The following is a 20209-nucleotide window of genomic DNA, read 5'->3' as shown; positions in this document are numbered from 1 at the left end:
AAGACCGCATAGCTGCGGCCTCAGTCTTGATCGATTTGTTGTTAGAAGATTTCCCACCTTTCTATTCCAACGCTCGAACCAGTCCCTGGGCATACCACCGGGCGAGGTAATCTCCCGGGTGCAGCGGATTCGGAAGCATGTCTTTCGGTTTTTTGCGGCTGTATAAATATTCGCTGATCGCCGTCATATCGTGAACGGCGATTCCTTGACCCTCTAGCGAAAGAAGCGCCGACCGATAATCCTGCATATTGCGGGAATAATCGTCGAGCTTTCCGTCGTTCGGATAGGCAGGATCGAATAGCATCGAACTGATCAACACGAATTCCGTGTCGTCGTGCGCAGCCTTCGCTTTGTCTATGATCTTCCGTATGTTGTCTTTAAACCGGACGCCGTCGACGCCCCAAAAATCGTTCATACCGAAGGCGATGACGACAAGATCGGGATGTAACGGAGTCACGTATAAATCCGCTTCGTCAGCCCCCCATTCCGAGGTCGCTCCGGGAAGTCCGGCATTATATATAGCAATGTTGTCGTAGCCATGTTTTTTACTCAGCTGATCCGCGAAGAGTTCAACCCAAGTCGGCATGTATGGGGGTACGCGGTCGTACGAAGAGACGTTAAGCCCTCTCGTTATGCTGTCGCCGTAAGCGACGATCCGAACCTGTTGCTTTGTGCGGAGTTTCGCGAGCGTACGGGACAAGCGGTCTCCCTTGGATGCAACCTCGGGTCCCTCCCACAAGCCGTCATGGGTATAAGTTACGGCAACCCGTATATCCGTCAAATCGTAATAGTGGAACAAATCGTCAGGCAGATCGGCATCCTTCGTATAAGCGATCGCGGAATTAGGCGTCAACGTGAGCTTGTTCCCGTCGATTATATAATCTGCCCCCTCCGCAAACAACGTTCTTAGATCACGGCTCTTAACGGACAGGATTCGGTTGGGCGCATGAAGGAGCTTGCCGGTCGGCGCTTCGCCGGCTTCCGCAAAGAACATTACCGGTTCGTCATGCACCGTATTCCCTTCCCATAAAGGCAGCCCGTAAGCGTCCAAGTCGATTTCCGGTGCCACATAAGCGGACGAATTCACTTTCGTTAACACGACTTTGTCTATCGAAATATCGGCATACGCATCGCCGGGTGCTTCGATACGAGCTTCGGCATAACGGGTCAACGCCGGAGATTGAACATAAATTTCGGCCTTGCCGTAGTCCTCCGAATTCGTCGAACCAGTAACCGTTTTAATAGCTCCGCCGATAGCATCGTAAAAAGCGATCGTCACCGTAACCGGCGCGTTTGTCGAGGAATGGACGAACGCTTCGAATTGAATCAATTCGTTGCCTTCAAGCAAAAACCTTTGTACGTATCGTTCGGTTATGTTCATCCTCGTCTCTCCTTATCCGTTACTGTATGGAATTGGCGATTTTCACCACGAACGAAGATCCTTGCCCCACTCGGCTTTCCACCTCGATCGTACCGCCGTGGGCTTCTACTAGCGCCTTGGCAATCGCAAGCCCCAGCCCCACGCCCCCGCTGAATCGAGACCTGGACTTATCGGCTCTGAACAACCGATTGAAAATATAAGGCAAATCGGCCTCGGCGATGCCGATTCCGGTATCCGAACAATAGAGGAAGGTAAAGTCGGAATTCCAATAAACGCCGAGCGTCACGCTGCCTTTGTCTGACGTATACTTTATCGCGTTCGATACGATATTCGCCAGCACCTGAACCATTTTGTCGCGGTCCACTTCGCCATAACAAGGCACGTTCGTGGACTCGAATAGAAATTTAACCCCTTTGTCCTTAGCCATAGGCAGGAAGCTGTCATGTACTTTACGCGCTAGCTGCACGAGATCCGTTCGTTTCTTATTCATCGTGAATGTGGCCGCTTCCGATTCCGACAAGCTTTCCAAATCGTTGACCAGCTGGGAAAGACGAATCAATTCTTCGTAGACGATCGTCAAACGCTCTTCGTTCGCTTCGTAAATGCCGTCGATCATCGCTTCCACGTTGGAGGACATCGAAGTCAGCGGCGTACGGAGCTCGTGCATCAAATCTTCCAACAGATGATGCCGCCAATCCTCCTGCTTCTTCAGCTCCTTGGACAACCCGTTTAACGTTGCGGCAAGCTGGCGGACTTCCTCCGGTCCTGTAACCGCGATCTCGGACTCCCCGCCACTCTGGCTAATCAGGTTCGCGGATTCGGCTAGCTTCTTCAAGTGGCGGGATAAGAAGCGCGCGGCAAACCAGCTCATGACGGCCGACAACGCGAACATGGCCGCGTACAGCTGAATCGACCGGCTTTGGAGCATCTCCCCGTATTTGATATTGATAGAATTCAATTGATCGGACTTGAATTGCGCGACCGTCACGAATCCCTTCGTAACGCCCTCGGCGACGAAAGGAACCGTGACGAATTTTAATTCCGACGCATCTCGTCCCGCGATGCCTTCTATCGAATCGAACCACGGCTCGTTGCCTTGAACCGGTTCGTATTTCAATAGAATACGATGCAACGCGGCTCTACGGCGCAGCCATTCGGCTTGTTCGTCCGTGTACGGCCCTTCGGTCATCCGTTCGTTGCGCAAGTCGTCCATGATCTGATAGGCGCTCGTCTGCAATTGCTCGTCCAAGTAGTCCTGGAACAGCCTTTGCCAATTCACGTTAAGGAAGACGGACACGATCGTGATGAAGAGCATCGAAAAACAAACAAACGATAGAAACAGAATGGAACTCGTCTTGCGTAATTGACGAAAGAATGTCATGGCCGATCACGCGTCCGGCCGAAACGCGAATTTGTAGCCGGATCCGACCATCGTCAAAATGTATTTGGGCTCTTTGCTGTCTTCTTCGATTTTTCTGCGCAAATTTTTAATATGGGTATCGATGGTTCTCCCATCGGTCTTATAACGGTATCCCTGCACGTGATAATACAGCTCGTTACGGTGATGGACTTTACCCGGTTTGCTGCACAGCACGGACAGCAATTTAAATTCCGTGCTCGTCAAATTTACGGGAGCGCTGTTCAAATACGCTTCCTTCGTATCGAAATTCACGACCAGCTTGCCTTTATCGTAAGATACGAGCGTCGCTTGCTCCGGCTCCGTATGCACCCTACGGAACAAGGCGTGGATGCGGGCGACCAGCTCCTTCACGCGAAACGGCTTGACGACATAGTCGTCGGCGCCCAGGTGAAAGCCCGTCATTACGTCGTTTTCCTTTGATTTGGACGTCAGCATAATGATCGGAACTTTCGATTTTTCTCTCACTTTGCGGCATACTTCTTCGCCCGGCAACCCGTTGATCATCAGATCTAAGATCACGAGATCGTGCTGTTCGTAATCGAACTTTCGTACCGCCTCGTGTCCGTCCTCGGTAAAATCCACTTTCCAGCCTTCGTTTTCGAAATAAGCGACTAGAACTTCCCGGATTTTGACTTCGTCTTCAACGATTAATATGTGCATCTAAGCTTCTCCTCTGGTTGTCCATGAATAGGGCATCATTCGACCAACCCCGCCCGTTCCACGCTCTCGATGAACCATCGCTGCGCGAATGCGTACAACACGAGCAACGGCATGATCATGAGGAAAGCCGCGGCCATTTTGATAGGCTCGTCCTTCAGCAAATTGATCTGTCCCATTACTCCGCCGCTCCCGCTGCTTGCCAGAGCATTCAAATAGTCTTTAAGCTCCGTCAAACCTAGCGATAGGGGAACTACATGCGCCCTACTCATGAATATACCTTGTAAGAACGAGTCGTTCCAGTGCCAGACAAAGGAAAACAGGAACACGACCAGTATGGCCGGTTTAGAAAGAGGCAGCATAACCCGGAAAAAGACCCGGTATACGGATGCCCCGTCGATCTTCGCGGCTTCTTCGAGCTCCTTCGGCTGGGTGGAGAAAAACTGCCGGAAGATGATAACGAACAAAGCTCCCTTGAGCCCATGCCCGAAAAACGTAGGCAGAAGAACAGTCCAAGCCGTGTTCAGGATGCCGCTCTTGAGGAATACGAGGTAAGTCGGCAAAATCGTGATTTGTGGCGGCATAATGAATATGAAAATCAAGCATAGGAACCAAAACTTTTTGAACGGGAAGCTGAGCCGGGCGAATGCATATCCTGCGATCGCGCAGCTTACGACCTGGCATACCGATGCCGTCGTCGAGATACCGAGGCTGACGGCGAACGATTTCATATAATGCAGCCCTTCCCACGCGTTCCCCAAATTTTCCATGAAAATTCTCTTGGGCACCCAAGTGACGGACGGATCCATCAAATCGGGCAAATCCTTAACCATCGTAGTGAGCATGTAGAAGACCGGCTTTAAGTAAATATAAGCCGCATCTATCAATACCAGATAGATGAACAACTTAAAGATAAGGCCTTTGTCCGTTTCTTTGCCGATAATCGCGTACTTCAATTTGCGTAATAGGCCCTTGAATGCGAATTTATTGTTCGAACGGGCGGCGGTATGGCGGATGTTCTCCAAGTTGAATTTCATAGTCGATCTCCCTTCTTCGAAAAATGCGGGTTTAACGGCTTGACGCGTAGCTCTTGTTGATTCTGTAGAACACCAAGGACGCTAGTCCGAGGAAGAAAAGAATGATGATGAAATAAATCCAGGAAAACGCGCTGGAATAGCCGTATGAATCGTAAACGCCCGTTTCGATTTTTTGCAAAATCGGATTTTGCGGGAACGTGAACAGGTCGACGACGCAGAAGATGACGTTCAAGAAAATAAACGGGACCATCGCAGGCAGCGTGATTTTCCAAAAACATTCCCAAGGGCTTGCCCCGTCGATACGCGCCGCTTCGTAAGCCGATTGCGGCAACGTCTGACGACCGGCGAGGAAAATCAAAATTTCGACCCCGGAATACCACAAAATGAGAACGAACGATTCCAACACTGTCTTGATCGGCCCGGCCCATCCGCCGGACAAATTGCCGTCGATCAGCGCCGATACGTCGTATTTTTCCAAAAATCCCAAAGTCCCTTGGCCTTGCGTGATCAATTCGAATACGATCGGCCCGGCCGAGAAGATGACGGGCAGGAAAAACACGGAACGGAAAATCATGCGGCCGTAAAATTTCTGATTAAGCAGCATCGCTACCAGCAACGAAAAGACGATGATGATCGGCAACATAATAAGCACTTGACGCAAAAACGGGAAGAGGTCCTCGTACAGCTCCGATCCGTTCTCGAACAAAATTTGCTTGTAGTAATACATTCCGACGTAGCGGGTTTCGATCCCCGTCACGTACATGTTTACTTTGTGAAAACTCATATAGAGCGTGTAAATAAGCGGATAAGCCGCGAATAGTAGGAATCCGGTCACCCAAGGGGCGATGAAGAACGAGCCTTCGATATTGCGGATCGTCTCGGCTTTAAGTCTGCGTTTGCGTATGAATTTCATGGCCGGGCACCTCCGTTAATGACGACGAAGTCCTCGCCGGCAACTTGCACTGCGCCGTCGGAGTAAGGTTCCGCGTTGTAGTTAACGATTACTTTCTTGCCGCCCGCGAACGTCGTCTCGTAGACGTTCTCGCTAAGCTTCCGGTGGCTGGAGATGAATTGGTCCTGCACGTCGCCTAGCGCGTCGTTGTACCGCTGATAATCGGCGACGGCCGATTGTTCCCAGTCGGAGACGGACGGACTGTAATAGTCGGATAACGTTTTGGTGTACTTCAGCTCCTCGCCGGAAGCCGCGGAGAACAAATAACTAGGAACGGCTCCGTATTCGATGCTGCGCAAGAACGATTGCTTGAATTGCTCCCACTGATTCGAGAAGCCGAAGCTATACGTTACTAGGCCGTGCAGGGACATTTCGGCGAAGGGAACCTGCTCGTCTACGAACAAATCGTAGGAGTAGTCGTCGGCCAAGCCCATGATATGGTCGACCGAACCTAGCGCGTACAAGCTCGCGCCGTACAATTGCACGCCTCCGACGGTCGATTTCGTCTGCTTCAGCAGCTCTTCTTGGATCTGGCGGGACTCCATACGGCTCACGGGATGGTTGACGTTGTAATCGCTGTTCAAGAAGTAGCCCATTCCATCGGAATAGTAGACTCCGGCAGCGCCTAATTCCTTGTACAACGGAAGATCGTCGTTAATCGTCGACTTCATGAACAACGGACTGACCAAGTCGTCCACGACCGATTGGCCGAGATCCCTAAGACCGTCCTTACTCGACTTGAAGCCGTCGTCGCCGGAATTGTTATATAAATATTGACCTTCGAGATATACGGGCACGCCGAGCGTTCCGGCGTATTGGATGAATTGGCGCATCGCTTTGTTGCCGCCCAATCTATCGTCTACGGGGAATTGCCCGCCCAGCGAGCTGATTCCCCCTTGTTTCCAACCGAGATAAGTGACGGACATGTTATCGATGCCTAGACCGTACAGCTTCTGCACCATTTGCATAGCATCGGACACTTTCGTGCCGGGAACGTACCGGTCGCCCAAAAATCCATGTTCGGTATCTCCGCCCATAATGCCGATATACATCGGCACGCTATCGCTCTTCTTCTTGAGCGGTACGAGACCTTGATCCTCCATTAAATATCGGCGGAAGCGTTCGGCCATGCCGGAGTAATCCGACTTCCCTTTGTCGAGCAAGTAATAGCGGACAGTCCGGTCCGAGCCGAATCGATCGGCGTTATACGTATCGAAGCCTTTATCTTCTTCCGGCGTTTGTCCCTTTAACGTGATTTGCCTGTACTTCAACCGGTAGTTCATTTCTGCGGTAATCCAATTGTATTGGCTATAACTGCCCGACGGGGAGGCGAAAAGGCTCGCGTATTCCGCGCCCTCCTGGACGACTGCCACAAACCCCGAATCCGCCGACTTCAAACCGAACACAGGAAGCGTAACTTGCTGATGAAACGTCGCCTTATTATTGTGGGAGAATGTGTAGTCCGTTCCGTACACTCTGCTGTAATAAACGCTGTTGTCCTTGATCCGATCGGGATTAAAACGGATCAGAGCGCCCGAGCCATCCGGAACGAACAGGTAACCGTCCTGACCCGTAGATTGCTCGGCGCCGAAAAACGGATAAATACGCAGGTTAACGAGACTGACTTTGCTTTCCTTCAGCGCCGAATCGACGATTTTCGTTTCCACGTAATCGTTCCGGATACGCACTTCTACCGGAATCGAGAGACCTTTGGACGGAACAACGAAAGTCAAACGAAAACCGGCTTCGATCTTTTGCCAGCCGGTAATCGCGCCCTTATCTTGAATCAAGTTCGATAACTCCGTCGGAGGCAAGTTTTTCTTGTTCAGATCGACGGTCTCATACATGAGGGGGGAGCGGAGATGATTTCTCCATACGCCCTGAATCGTCTCCTTGTCCCAATCCTTCGGATCCGGATACGAGCGCCATACGATGCCGTTCCGGTTATCCGCGACTATAAAATGACCTGTCTTCGGATCAGCCTTAAGCGTTAACGCGTCCGTGCGCGCCACTTCTTGAAAGTCGGCATCCGACGGGAAATTTTGTTCCCAAGCTGCGCTATCGAAAGCAACGTTAGCCGCCTCCCCGCCGGTCTTGCCGTTAGCTTCCGCTACTACCGCCGGCGTCGAATCCGGATCGCTCCCCTTCTGGTGCTTGTAGGTGAAATAGGCATATCCGCCGATCAAAACAATTAGCAAGAGAAGAGCCGCCGGTTTGACGATTCGCTTGTTCATCGGATAGCCGCCTCCTTGTAAATCGAAATAATGAAGTCCTTAAGATCGCCGGTCAAGCCGTACGTGATGAACAGCAAGACGCCGAAGACGATCATGGCGAATACCGTCCATACGATATTGACGATTGCCTCGTACACGGTGTAGTTGTGTATCGTCTGCACTTGCCAGAAGAACAGCAGTGCAGTCCATACGACGATCGCCTGCTGCAGGAACCCATAAATCGAGCTTTCGGTAAACGTCATTCCATTGGACATGAATGTCAGCGGGACATTGATGAACAAATAAGGAATCAAACAGTAGGCGCTGCTGACGAAAATGTTTTTGAACGTTCCCTCGCCTTTCGAGATGGAGCTGGTCAAGTAGTTCGCGACGACCCATAGGATCCATACGGCGAAAAACTTAACGAACACGTTAGCTAGGCTAATATCCATCTTAAGCGTGCGGTTAAATACGAAGCTCGTATAAAATTGCGACAGACAGAGCGATGCGTAGACTAGCATCAAAATAATCGCCGCGCTTCTATAGCCACCTTTACCTTCGAACTTAATGCCCGTGAATCCTTCGATCGGATGCCGGACCATATAGAACACATGTTTAAGCTGCTGCCAAAGCGGACGCGACGATCTTGAGATTTCCAAGCTTTGCTGTCTGCTGCCCTTCTTGATCCGCTGACGAATCCAAGGGATTTTGCGTGCCCATCTGCCGAGTACGGCCCATAGAACGAACAGTCCGACGATAACGTTAATCGCGGTCGCAAAATGGTTCTGGAACCACTGAAGCCGGATTTGCCAATAGGAATCGGAATAGCCTTGCTGATTGCCGGCTTCCTTGAACAACCTCATCGCTTCCCGGTAATCTTCCTTCTGGTAAGCGGCTTTCGCCAGTCCCAGCAAGGCGATATCGTACTTGGAGTTCAGCCGGAGAACTTCCTTCCACAACGATTCGGCTTCGGCGTATTTGCCGTCGTTCGTTAATAGGTTCGCCTGGTTGATCAGCGATCCGAATTCCGTCGAGCGGAACTTCTGCGCGATTCCTTCCTGGTTATCCAAAATAAACAACTCGCCGCTTGAATTCACGGCCACGGAAACCGGATTTTTGATCAGACCGAGCTGCGTCGACTCGTCGCTCGGATTGCCGGCCCAGAAAAACATCAGATTGCCGTTCTGGTCGTACTCGCTCACGAATTTGGATACCGAATCGGCAACGATCATATTGCCGAGCCGATCGACGGCGATGTCCGTAAGCTGGGGGTTATCCGATTTGCCGAGCGACTCGCCGTAAGAGCTCGAATAGTTCAAAGCGTAAGTATCTTTGTTCGCGAGCATGTTTTTGCCGCGCACGTTGAATTTCTTGACTTGGTTCGAGCTGATGCTCCCTCCGCTGACGGTATACAAAAACCCGTTGGTATCGGCCGTCGCGTTGACGATGGCGCTCGGGTGCTTGCTCAATTCGCGGGCGTACATTTTGCGCGTATAGAACTTCTTTTTCAGAGCGTCGGAGAAGGACAATTGGGTTTGGTTAGCCCCGAAGAAACTTTCGAATCCGCCTTGGGCATTCAGCTTCATGAGTCCTCTGTAATCGCCTAGTACGACAACGTACACAAACCCCTGCTTATCCACGATTACTTTGACCGGATCGAAGCTTTCCATGCTCCCTACGAACTTCGAGTCCGGTTTCTTGAACTCGCCGAGCCAACCGCCCTCTGGGTCCAGATGAACGAGCCGGTGGTTGCCCTTATCCGCGATGTAGATTTGTCCGTCATCCGTAACGAATACGCCCGTCGGACTGGAAAGCGGATGCTCTTGAACCGTAATTACGCGGAGCAATTGACCTTGGGCATCGAAATGCACGATCCGGTTATTGCCCGTATCCGCGATATAAATCTCGTCCTTGCCGTCGATGAAAATATCCTGCGGGTCCCGCATCGGAGAGAACATCTTCGCTCCGGGTTTATTAGGATCCGGTATATAGATGGATTTCCCGATTACTCCCGCCGGGTAAAAGGCGGGCTGCGTCGACACGACTTTGCCGTAGCTGTCCTTGGCATAGGTCCGATAGGGAACTTCGGCGAACGCCGACGAACTAACCGACAGCGTGAAAATCATGATTAGGAGGGCCGTAAATAGGGATTTGCCCAGTCGCGCTTTCATCATGTGCAAGACTCCCTGCCTTTATTTGATCCCGGAGTGGGCCATAGTCGCGATTACTTTTCTCTGGAAAATCAAGAAAATGATTAAGTTCGGAATGAACAAGATTAGACCCGCGGCCGCGACCGTTCCCGTCCTGGCAATATTCGCCGAAGCACCGGAGACTAACGTCGAGATGTAGAACGAGAACGTCTTCATCGACTCGTCCTGCATGAACAGCGATGACGTTTCCGTATTGCTCCAAGCGGCTTGGAACGTCAAGATCGCTACCGTGGCTACGGCCGGCATGCACATCGGAATGACGATTTTGAAAAACACCGTCAGTTCTTTGGCGCCGTCCATTTTGCCCGCTTCGAGCAGCTCGTTCGGAATTTGGTCCATGAACTGCTTGAACAAAAACACGGCAACCGGCGCAGCCATAAGCGGCAGCAGATGCGCCCAATACGTATTCATGATGCCGATATGGGTAACGACGATATAACGCGTCGTCGATACGGCTTCCGGAGCGAACATCAGCGTCAGAAGAATCGTGCCGAACACGAGATTATGGCCCGGGAACTTCATCTTCGACAACGGATAGGCGCACATCCCGCTTACGACGGTTACGCCGACGACCGCAAGCCCAGTAACGACGATACTGTTGAACAAATAGCGGCTGATCGGAGTGACCGAAGATTGCGTAACCGCGATCAGGTCCAGGAAGTTGTGCAACGTCGGATGCCGGACGAACAACGTTGGCGGGAACGCGAACAGCTCCTGGAACGGCTTTAAGGCGTTATTGAATATATACACGAGCGGGATCAGCATCAATAGGCTGAATAACGTCATGAACACGACAAGGAATTTTTGGAAGCGGTCCATGCGGAACAGCCTCTGTTGGCGGCGAAACAACGCGGGCCGGCGGAATAGGTTGCTTGTTTTATTCATGACTACTCCTCCTTCGACCCGAATAACGTCCATCCAAGCTTGTTAGCCAAATACATCAGCAGCAGCAAGAAGATAGAAATGGCGGATGCATAACCCATCTCGAAACGGACGAACGCGAAATCGTGCTGGTGACTCATCAACAAATGACCGGCATACTGCGGGGTCGGGTTCTGGCCGGACAACGTCTCTCCGAGAAACCCCGTCTGGAACGTGCCGGTAATCGCCATAACCGCTCCGAACAGCATTTGCGGCTTCATCGACGGGATCGTAATGTACCAAATTTCCTCGAGCCGGTTTTTGATTCCGTCGAGCTTGCCAGCCTCGTACATCTCCGGATTGACGTTCAATATGCCGGCCAGCATCGCCAGGAAGCCGACGCCCATGCTGGACCAGATCGAGACGACGATCATCGAGTCCATCAAATACTGCTTGTCCGTCACCCAAAGATGAGGCTCGCTGATCAAGCCGAAGCTAAGCAGCTCGCTGTTCAAATACCCCATTCTATCGCCGGAAAGTAGAGGCATCCATACGACCGTCATAATAACGCCGGCCGTCATCGAGGGCGTATACATGGCGAGCGTGTACCAGACGCGCCCCTTGCTTGGGAGCTGAGCGATTAGCCATGCGAGAATAAAAGCGGCAATATAGCCTCCCGGTCCAACAATGGCGGCGAACTTGATCGTATTCGGCAACGCGTACTGCAGGAACGTCAGATCCTGGGACAACAGATTAGAGAAGTTATCCCAGCCGATAAATTTCGGCGATTCGACGCCATTGAAGTACGTGAAGCTTAGCAAGAACGCCGCCAATACCGGAATCAGAATAAACGTAATGAAACAGAGCATGAAAGGAGCAATGAACAAATAAGCCAAGCGGTTTTTCCATATTCGTGCGCCTAGACGGCCCAATCTACTTTGAAGCATATTTATTCACGCCTTCCCAAGGATGATCGATTAGCGGCAAATTCGCCCCGCTACGGTACCTATCCGGATCCACTCGGGTAAATTCACGATCTTTGCGGGTCAGTTCTCGGTTGATTTCCTTAATCGACTGCTCAAGCGATACGCGGTAATTCATGCCGTCCACGACGGTGCGATTCCAAGCGTTGTTCAGCTCGCGGTTTAACAAATAGCCGCCGGGAACGTTCGGAACTTCTTTGATCCAAGCCCACGTTTCCAAAATCGCTTTCAAATCGTCTTTCTCCCAAGGGAGTCGAGCAAAGGCGTCCACGTTAGCCGAATTCCAGCGGTAGGCGGGACCGTAGAACGATTCCATCTGCTGTCCGAATTGGTCTTGCACTTCGCCGGACATATACCATTGGAGAAACTCCCAAGCCTGATCCTTCTTCTGCGAATTCTCGCTGATGAGAGAAGCCGTGGAAGGCACGGCTGCCGAGCCGGCGGACCATCTGGCAATCGTGCCGTCCGCTTGCTTCGTTCCCGGAATCGGAGCGGTTCCCCACCAGCCGTCCAGCTCGGGAGCCGCGGATTTGATCTGGATGTACGTATTGAAATCCGCGACCCCGATCGGCATATCCCCGTCGCGGAAGTGCTGATAGAAGCTGGATACCGACATATCCATCCCGTACGTATTGAATAAATCGGTCCATTGCTTGAAGCCCTTGAACGCTTCCGGCGTATCGAGCGCCGTCTTATGACCGTCGGGAGAGAAAAATTCGGCCCCGTTCTGGTAAAAGTATTGAATCATGTCGTTGGAGCTGACGAAGAAATTCATTTTGTTCTGCTGCAACGTCGGAAGCATGGCGATGACGTCGTTCCACGTCTGCGGGACCTTCAAGCCTAACCGATCCAATATATCTTTTCTGTAGAACAGGACGTTGAAAGACTGCGTCTCCGGAATGCCGTAATACCCCCCGCTATAGTACATAGGCAGCAGCGTACCCGGATTGAAATCTGCCATCGTCTTATCGAAGCCCTTGAACTTGGATAGATCCGCCGCGCTGTGACGCAAAGCCATTTCGTACGGGGTGTTCTGAGGCACGCCGATGGCCGCATCCGGCGGGTTGCCCGCGGCGTTAGACATCATTAGCACGGTCGGATCGGAGATCAGATTGATTTTGACCTTGATACCCGACTGCGGCGTGAACAGCTGATCGGACATTTGCTGAAGCAGATTGACGTAATCCCGTCCGCGATACATCCACACGTTCAACACGTCTTTATCCGAAGAAAGCGTCGTTTTCTTGCTGAAGGAGCCGAAGAAATTACCTAACGCCGCGCTCGTTCTCTCGATGAAATCGGCTTGCATTCGCGGTAATTCCGCCGTGACCGGAGCAACGTAAATCCGATCCAATTCGAGCGGCTGGAAAATAAACGATTTAGGCAAAGTAGCGAGATGCTCCATCACTACCGTAACCGAGGATGCTTTGTTCGGAATTTCATCCGGATATTTCAGCAACGCCTCCAAATCCCTGATCGAACCGTCCAGCCCGCGAACGGACTCGTCTCCGCCGTTGATCTGCTCCATCTCGACGCGAAGCTGCTTAAGTTGCTCGGTAACCATGCGAAGACGTTCCGGCAAGTCCGGCATATCCCGCTCGATGAACCAAGTCCGGTTCGTATCGACTTGGTCGGCCGTCAGCCTCTTCAAGTCCGCATCGATCGTCTTCAAAGTAGCGGACAATTTGTTGAGGACGATAATATAGGGTTGTAGCGGCGCATGGGTCGTCTCGAGCGTGATCGTGTGCTCGCCTTTCTCCAAAGCGAACTCGAAAGGAACGCCCTGATCGTTCTGAATCGGGGTAGCGTTCCATCCCTTCGCGTAAGGAAACTTATACGCGTACATCTCGCTGAACGGAATTCGACCGTCGATATATAACGTCCTGAAGGACGCTTTGTTGATGATCCGGTCTTGCTTGCTTCTTAATACCAGCTTGTACCGTCCGCTTTCCGGCACTTGGACTTTCCAGGAAACCGCGTCCGAATTATGGTACGTCATGACGAAGTTGAACAGGAGATGACGTCCGGCCTTCGGACTGGACAACGGGTCGGGATCCGAGTCCATCTGGATCGAAGACACCGTCTTCGCTGACATTTGTTCGGCTTCGAGCACGATCGTCTCAGCCGACGTTCCGCTAGGCCCTTGTCCGTCAATTTCGGAATAGGGCTTAGGCGCGTCGGGCGCCTTCACCTGAAGGGTCGCGATATACATGGCGTCCGAGCTATTGATCCGGATCGTATGCTTACCTGCGGTCAAATACCACTTCAGCGGAGCCGCGTAGGAGCCGGTCGAATCTTTAAGCGGCTGCGTCATCCATCCGCTTACATCCTGCTGCTTGGGCCGTATATGATCGCCGTTATCGTCGAGCTTCAGAGGAAGCTCATCGCGCCATTCCCGCTTCAGCTCCATCGAACGCGCCTCGCGGAAAGGATATGCGCCGTCGATCTGCATGCCGATGACGGCGGGTCTGCCGCCTTCGCCCATGACGGGATGATACGTCAGATCCATTTGGTACAAACCGGCGAACGGGACGTCGATTACGTATTCGATCCAGCCTTCGCCGACGTTGCGCCACGACAGCACGTTCGCCCGTTGATCAAACGTCTCCGTACTCAGCGCGCTTTGCTCGGAGTGAGCAGTCGTTCCGACTGCGTCCACGTCGACGGTTTCCGTATCCGCAACGTCATTGATTCCGGCCTTCTCCCAAGCTTGCAAGGCTTCCGCGTAATAAACTTCCAATAGCGAATTGTCCTTCACTTCCGGAAGCAGATTCAAAGTATAAAGAGCGTCCAAAGACGCCGGCTGGGAAATACCGTTCGAATCGCCCGCCGTCACTCTCGCATATCCCCAGATTCCTAACGCGAGCACGGCGATGACTGCCAAAACCATGAACATGGATTTTTTACTGATGCCGAATTTTCTCAAAGTCATCACCTTCATCTATGCAGTATCAATCCGAGATGCGGACTCCAGAGTAAGGATCGAAGAACAACGCCTTGCTCATCTCGACGGCGACGGTCACTTTGGCGTCTTCGTCGTAAGCATTGCGCGGGCTCGTCCTTACGATCAAAGGTTTTTTGGCTCCGATCTCCAGGTAGAGGTACCGGTCGGCTCCCATCAGCTCGCTGATTTTGTGTACACCCTGCAGGACGCAGCCGGGAAATGCTTCAAGTACGATGCTATCGACGCTAATGTTCTCCGGTCGAACCCCCAGCACGATCGTCTTATCGACGTACCGCTCGAAGGAATGGGCTAGCGCGATTCCTTGAGGAACTTCCAAATCGAAGCGGTTCGTCTCGAAGCGGTAGGACTTGTCGTTTCTGCGTAGATAACCTTCGACGAAGTTCATCGGCGGCGAACCGACGAAGCCCGCTACGAACATATTGGCGGGGGTATTGTAAATTTTCTCGGGCGTGTCTACCTGTTGAATGACGCCGTCTTTCATGACGACGATTCGATCTCCCATGGTCATCGCTTCCGTCTGGTCATGGGTAACATAGATCGTCGTAACCCCAAGTTGCTTATGCAGGCTAATGATTTCCGTCCGCATTTGCACGCGAAGCTTGGCATCCAGGTTGGAGAGCGGCTCATCCATCAAGAACACTTGCGGATCGCGTACGATCGCCCGTCCAAGCGCGACGCGCTGTCGTTGGCCTCCGGATAATTGCTTCGGCTTGCGTTCTAGAAACGGCTCGATTTCGAGAATCCGCGCCGCTTTTTTTACTTTCAAATCGATTTCGTGCTTCGACATCTTGCGGAGTCGAAGTCCGAACGCGATATTTTCATAGACGGACATGTTCGGATAAAGCGCATAGTTTTGAAAAACCATCGCGATGTCGCGGTCTTTAGGAGGAAGATCGTTAACGAGCTCGTCCCCGATATAAATTTCGCCCTCGGAGATATCCTCCAGACCGGCGATCATACGAAGAACGGTGGACTTTCCGCAGCCCGACGGTCCTACGAACACTAAAAATTCCTTGTCGGCGACTTCCACGTCGAAGTCTTTGACGACCGGATCTGTATTTTTACCATATCGTTTGAAGAGGTGATTAAATAAGATTCGCGCCATAAGGTTTCGCTCCCAACTCAAAAAATGACTGATCTAATTATAAAATCCGCCGTGTGAAGTAGGTGTGTGTAAACGCGAAAGGGATTTCCCCAAGTCATATGTGTATGACTTAAGGAAACCCCTCGATTAAGACGGACTATGATTACGCTTCGACGATCGCGATCTCTTTGATCAGAACTTTCCCCGCCGGTCGGCCTACGTTCCAGAAGCCTATGTCTACGGAGCCGCCATCCGGTTGAACTTCGACGCTTACCGTCGTCCATGAATCGGCCGTAATCGCCGCGGTTTGTTGCGTCCCGCCGCTTCGCGCTTGCAGCAATCCTTCGCCGTCTTCAGTTCTGCAGCTTGCCGTAATGCGTAGCTTCTTGCCTCCGCATGGATACGCGCGCAGGATTCCGCTGCCAGCCCCGTGCAACAAAATCGCATCGGCTCCCGACTCCCCGTCCCCACAGCTGTTCCATTGGCTCAGCGCGTTTAAGTCCGATTGTTCACGGTAGTCGCTATCGGCTGGAAGCTCGATCACCTCAATCGAGTCCACGAACACGCTCCCATGACCGCTTTCATGCCGAATGCCGACGAATTTGCCGGGATTCCCCCATGCGTCTCCGCCGACGAATTCCAATTCTGCAATGCCGTAGGCTGCGACGGTTCCCGCAAAATACGCCTTCTGCTCCGTCCCGTCGGCGTCGCGAAGGAACAAGCATGCCTTCACGTCGGGGGATTGCAAGCGCGCTTTGGCGCGAATCACGTTCCGCCGCCCCTTCGTCCACCAAGTGAGCGGAGTGTAAAACTCGTCGCCTTCCCGGCTCATTCGGGTGGATACGCCAGGTTTGATGCTATCGTACGAGAGCCGGAGGTCGCCGGTCTGGTCGCAGCCTTCCAAATCCAGACCGTCCATGCGCAACATCATCATCGTGGTACCTTGCGGAGCCGCTGCGGCCGGTCGCTGCACGAACATGGCCGATGCGCCTTCGCGCTTTAATATTTCGGCGGCATTGCCGTTCTGCAACTGCGCGTATACAGGTTGCTTCGGTAAATCGCGAGCGTCCGTAAGACGCGGCGCGTGCTTCGCGATATCTTCGCGGACCGCGTTGTCGAGCAATGCCACGTTGTTCTCGAACCGCGTATTTTTGTCGTTCTCGTCGTTGATCGCCCGGGTGCCGTCCGTGACGAAGATATTGTCGGTAACGTTCAGATCTTTGACGGTGTCGGCTAAATTATAGTTGTATACCGCGTGGAGCTTCGGTCCTGCGGACAACAAGTTGCGTTCGACGTACATTTTCTCGAACGGAACGTCGCGAGGCGCCGAATAGTTCAGCGGACCGTAACCGGGAATTCGGATCGCATCCTCGAAGGAGACGTTGTAGCGCATGCGGTTATTTTCCCATAGCACGTCGGATGCGGTTCCCCAATATTCGCAGAGCAAATAGCCGGCGCCTTCGTTGCCGTACGTGTAGTTGTACTCCATCAAGCCGTCGCGCACCTCTCCGTCGATGTCCAAGCCATCGCCGTCGATCGCGCCCGGTTGCGTACGATTGTGCCGCGCTATGTTCCAACGGAAGACGACGTCCCGCGCGCCGACGCAGCACCAGATGCCGACCGGTCCGTTAACGTTAGTCTGTCTTTGCGCCCACCCGTTGCCCGCGGCTTCGCAAAACTCGACTACCGAATGGTTCGTGTTGCCGATGACGATTCCGTTGCCGCTATGATTGCCGCGTACAGCATAATCCCCCGCGTTATCGTAGGCTTTGCAGAAGGCGATCGTAACGTTCTCGCTTTCCGGCGTTCCCCCGGAGTATATGCCGACCGAAGCGTTATCGTGGGCGAAGCATCCGATAATTCGCACGTCCTTGGACGAATGAACTTCGATGCCCGCCGCATGATACCCCGTCACTTCCACGTTCTGAACGAGCACGCGACCGCTCCCGCGCACAAGCACGCCGTGGCTATTGTTCAACACCTTCCACCCTGCGCCGATCAGCTTAACGCCAGTCAAGGTCATATCCCGACAGTTTTCGAACACGACGCCGCTTTGGTTGCCCGAGCGGATGACCGGTTGTCCCGGTCCGTAACCGCCTATCGTAACGCCTGTAATATTCGTGAATTGCAGCATGCCTTCATGCACGCAGTTGCCTTCGAGCAGAACTGCTTCTCCATCGGACGGCGCCAACTGCGCAGCCTTAGCCAACGTCCTTATCGGCTTGTCCATCGATAAGCCATCATTGAAATCGTTGCCTCTCGGCGACACGAAAATCGTTCTCGTAAAGTTTGCCGACATAAGATCGCTCCCGGTCTATTCTAATTTTCGCTTAGATTGCTATGCGTTACCCGACTGGGACAACCACCAGGAAACATGCGATATTTCGCATCCGTTCCAATCGCCTTTCGGCGTAAGCTTCAGCCACGGCGTTTCTCCGCCAGCGCTTGGCACGTCCACGATGAGCGCAAGCCACGGGATCGTGCTCCAGACGTGGTGGTCCGGCAATATTTTGACCGGATAATTGGACTCTACCTCGCATTGCTCGAACGGACGATTGCAATAGACGCTCTGGCCATCCCTCTTGAAAGTAGGGAAAAACACCCATTGGCCTTGTCCATTTTCGGATGCCAGCGCATAACGGCCCGTTCCGTCGTCCTTAACCGTATCGATCGGTACGCCGCTTACGCCGGAAGGAAGCTGTTTTTCGCTGGAGAAGATGACTTTGTTGTGCTCCTCCAGGCTAATCCATTGGGCCTCGTATGGAGCTAAATCGAATCGAACCGTCAATTCGCCCTTCGCCGGGTGCTGGACGTTCCACTTATCCGTAACCCGAGCCAATGTCGGATTGTATACGGCAGCATAATCGTCGTGCACGAACATAAACGGCTCATTGCCTGTCGCGCTTCCTACCGTGAACGAAGGAAATGCGCCATCGCGCTTGGGGTGTTCGTCGAATATCGCTTTAAGGAAGACTAAATCCTCGGCGTTCAATAAGCCCAAATCGCCGTAATACCAGATCGCTTTCATGCCGCGTCCGAGACTTAGCAACGCTTGGCTGCGCCAATCGGTTCGCCCCATATAGAAATTGGTCGTCGTCTCGCCGACGAACGTGCCGCAGTCGTCCAAATAATCCCGAGGAACATTCGAGCGTCCGTATTGCTCTAGCTTCTGCGCCGTAAACACGTTCATGCTCGGCCGAATGCCGATCGTCGGCACGGCGCACGGCTTAACGTCTCCGATGTACAAGGTGTCTATGAATTCGAGCCACCAAGGAGAAGCCACGAACCCGTTGAAGGCGGCGAACATCACGTCTGGATGGCTGGCATAGACGTCCGACAGGACGCCTAGGAGCGCCGACGTCTCTTGCTCGAGAATCGCTTGATGCAGCAGTTCTTTGTCGATCGCGTCGGTCAATCCGTGTCCGGTCGCGTCCGTACAATGCAAATTGGTGAAATCAAGCTTGATCAACCGCACGCCCCAATTTTCCACCGCGTTCAGCAGCGCCTTCTTCCAGCGCTCGCCGTGGGAGGCGTGCAAGCAATGCATCTGGTAGTCGTCTTCAACGCCTTCGCGGGCAACGCCGCAATAAATCCCGTCGTTGATGAAATACGTGTTGACTGGGAACCAAAGGCCGAACTTCATCCCCATGTCGCGAAGTTGCTCCGATACCCATGCGAGCCCTTCGGATTCGAAATTGGGCTTCTTCACTTGCTCCAAGCTATGCTTGCTGTACCAGCCGTGATCGATCAAATAATAGTCGAACGCGATGCCGTGTTCCTCGCGCAGCTTCCGCATAAGCTTAAGATTATCTCGGGTCATCTTCTCCGTAAGCTCGACGTTGCGCCCTTGTTCCGCGAGTTCGTCGTGAAGCGCCCAGTCTCCGTATACTTTGACGGTGTTCGGACGGAACTTGGCCGTCGAACGAACATACTTATCCAGCAAGTCGCGCGCATTCCCGGATTCCGATTGTCCGATAACGACCGTGAAGCTATCCCACGACTCACCTTCGGTTAGCTTCATGCCCGGATGTTGGCATAAGCTGACGCTCCGGCCATCCTCGCTTATATCAACCTTTGCCTGCGGGTGTCGGACAGCCGCGAACCGGCTTTCCCCGGCAAACGCCGGTTGCCCCGTTCCACCTCCGCTCCAGCGTTCCGTCGCGGAAGTCTCGTAGACGCTAAGCCCCATTTTGACGATCCAAAACGGTTGCCCGCCCAAATGCGAGACGCGAACGGTTTTCTCGATGACGGAGGCCGTCTCGGCGTATTTGTACCTATAGGCGAAGCGGAAGCGGATGCCCTGCGCTTCAACCTCATAGATGACCGGGCTAGGCAGTTCCTTTCCCGGCATCGGATCGACCGGCAACGCTATGTCCGCTCCCGTCGCTTCCATGCCTTCCGCGTAAATCTTCATTACTGGATTCATGTTCGAATGCTCCTCTCGCG

The 20209-nt window shown here is 52.9% G+C and carries 13 protein-coding genes; all 13 read right to left on the bottom strand.

Features of this window, described 5'->3' with window-relative positions:
- Positions 1-61 precede the first annotated feature (61 nt).
- The 13 genes from ACFPQ4_RS21750 to ACFPQ4_RS21690 all read right to left on the bottom strand — a co-directional run bounded on the left by ACFPQ4_RS21750 (position 62) and on the right by ACFPQ4_RS21690 (position 20189).
- The gene (locus ACFPQ4_RS21750; protein ID WP_378114023.1) at positions 62-1381 is read right to left on the bottom strand and encodes an SGNH/GDSL hydrolase family protein; all 1320 of its coding nucleotides are present in this window, start codon (positions 1379-1381) and stop codon (positions 62-64) included.
- Between the two features lie 19 nt (positions 1382-1400).
- Positions 1401-2762, bottom strand: a complete 1362-nt coding sequence (locus tag ACFPQ4_RS21745; protein ID WP_378114022.1) for a sensor histidine kinase — start codon at positions 2760-2762, stop codon at positions 1401-1403.
- A 6-nt stretch (positions 2763-2768) separates the two neighbouring features.
- Positions 2769-3461 (bottom strand): response regulator transcription factor, encoded by a 693-nt coding sequence (locus tag ACFPQ4_RS21740; protein ID WP_378114021.1) that lies wholly within the window; start codon positions 3459-3461, stop codon positions 2769-2771.
- A 35-nt stretch (positions 3462-3496) separates the two neighbouring features.
- Positions 3497-4495 carry a carbohydrate ABC transporter permease gene (locus tag ACFPQ4_RS21735; protein ID WP_378114020.1) on the bottom strand — a complete coding sequence of 333 codons (999 nt, stop codon included), beginning with the start codon at positions 4493-4495 and terminating at the stop codon, positions 3497-3499.
- A gap of 31 nt (positions 4496-4526) precedes the next feature.
- On the bottom strand, positions 4527-5408 hold the full coding sequence (locus tag ACFPQ4_RS21730; RefSeq protein ID WP_378114019.1) for a carbohydrate ABC transporter permease: 882 nt from the start codon (positions 5406-5408) through the stop codon (positions 4527-4529).
- A complete protein-coding gene (locus ACFPQ4_RS21725) occupies positions 5405-7681 on the bottom strand; it encodes a DUF5696 domain-containing protein (RefSeq protein WP_378114018.1) in 2277 nt (758 codons plus the stop codon). Before ACFPQ4_RS21725 ends, ACFPQ4_RS21730 begins: the two co-directional genes overlap by 4 nt.
- Positions 7678-9834, bottom strand: coding sequence for a YIP1 family protein (locus ACFPQ4_RS21720; RefSeq protein ID WP_378114016.1), 2157 nt, complete (start codon positions 9832-9834; stop codon positions 7678-7680). The genes ACFPQ4_RS21725 and ACFPQ4_RS21720 overlap by 4 nt, the downstream gene beginning before the upstream one ends.
- Positions 9835-9852: 18 nt before the next feature.
- Positions 9853-10755, bottom strand: a complete 903-nt coding sequence (locus tag ACFPQ4_RS21715) for a carbohydrate ABC transporter permease (RefSeq protein ID WP_378114015.1) — start codon at positions 10753-10755, stop codon at positions 9853-9855.
- A 2-nt stretch (positions 10756-10757) separates the two neighbouring features.
- Entirely contained in the window at positions 10758-11678 is a 921-nt protein-coding gene (locus ACFPQ4_RS21710) for a carbohydrate ABC transporter permease (RefSeq protein ID WP_378114014.1), read from the bottom strand.
- Positions 11665-14640, bottom strand: a complete 2976-nt coding sequence (locus tag ACFPQ4_RS21705) for an extracellular solute-binding protein (protein WP_378114013.1) — start codon at positions 14638-14640, stop codon at positions 11665-11667. Before ACFPQ4_RS21705 ends, ACFPQ4_RS21710 begins: the two co-directional genes overlap by 14 nt.
- Positions 14641-14665: 25 nt before the next feature.
- A complete protein-coding gene (locus tag ACFPQ4_RS21700; RefSeq protein ID WP_378114012.1) occupies positions 14666-15784 on the bottom strand; it encodes an ABC transporter ATP-binding protein in 1119 nt (372 codons plus the stop codon).
- Positions 15785-15926: 142 nt separating this feature from the next.
- Positions 15927-18062, bottom strand: a complete 2136-nt coding sequence (locus ACFPQ4_RS21695) for a right-handed parallel beta-helix repeat-containing protein (RefSeq protein ID WP_378114011.1) — start codon at positions 18060-18062, stop codon at positions 15927-15929.
- 39 nt (positions 18063-18101) lie between these two features.
- Entirely contained in the window at positions 18102-20189 is a 2088-nt protein-coding gene (locus ACFPQ4_RS21690; protein WP_378114010.1) for an alpha-amylase family protein, read from the bottom strand.
- Positions 20190-20209 lie beyond the last annotated feature (20 nt).

The organism is Cohnella yongneupensis, from assembly GCF_042655785.1.
GTDB classification, from domain to species: Bacteria; Bacillota; Bacilli; order Paenibacillales; family Paenibacillaceae; genus Cohnella; species Cohnella yongneupensis.
The sequence above is the reverse complement of the archived record's forward strand: the minus strand, read 5'-3'. Positions and strand labels throughout refer to the sequence as shown.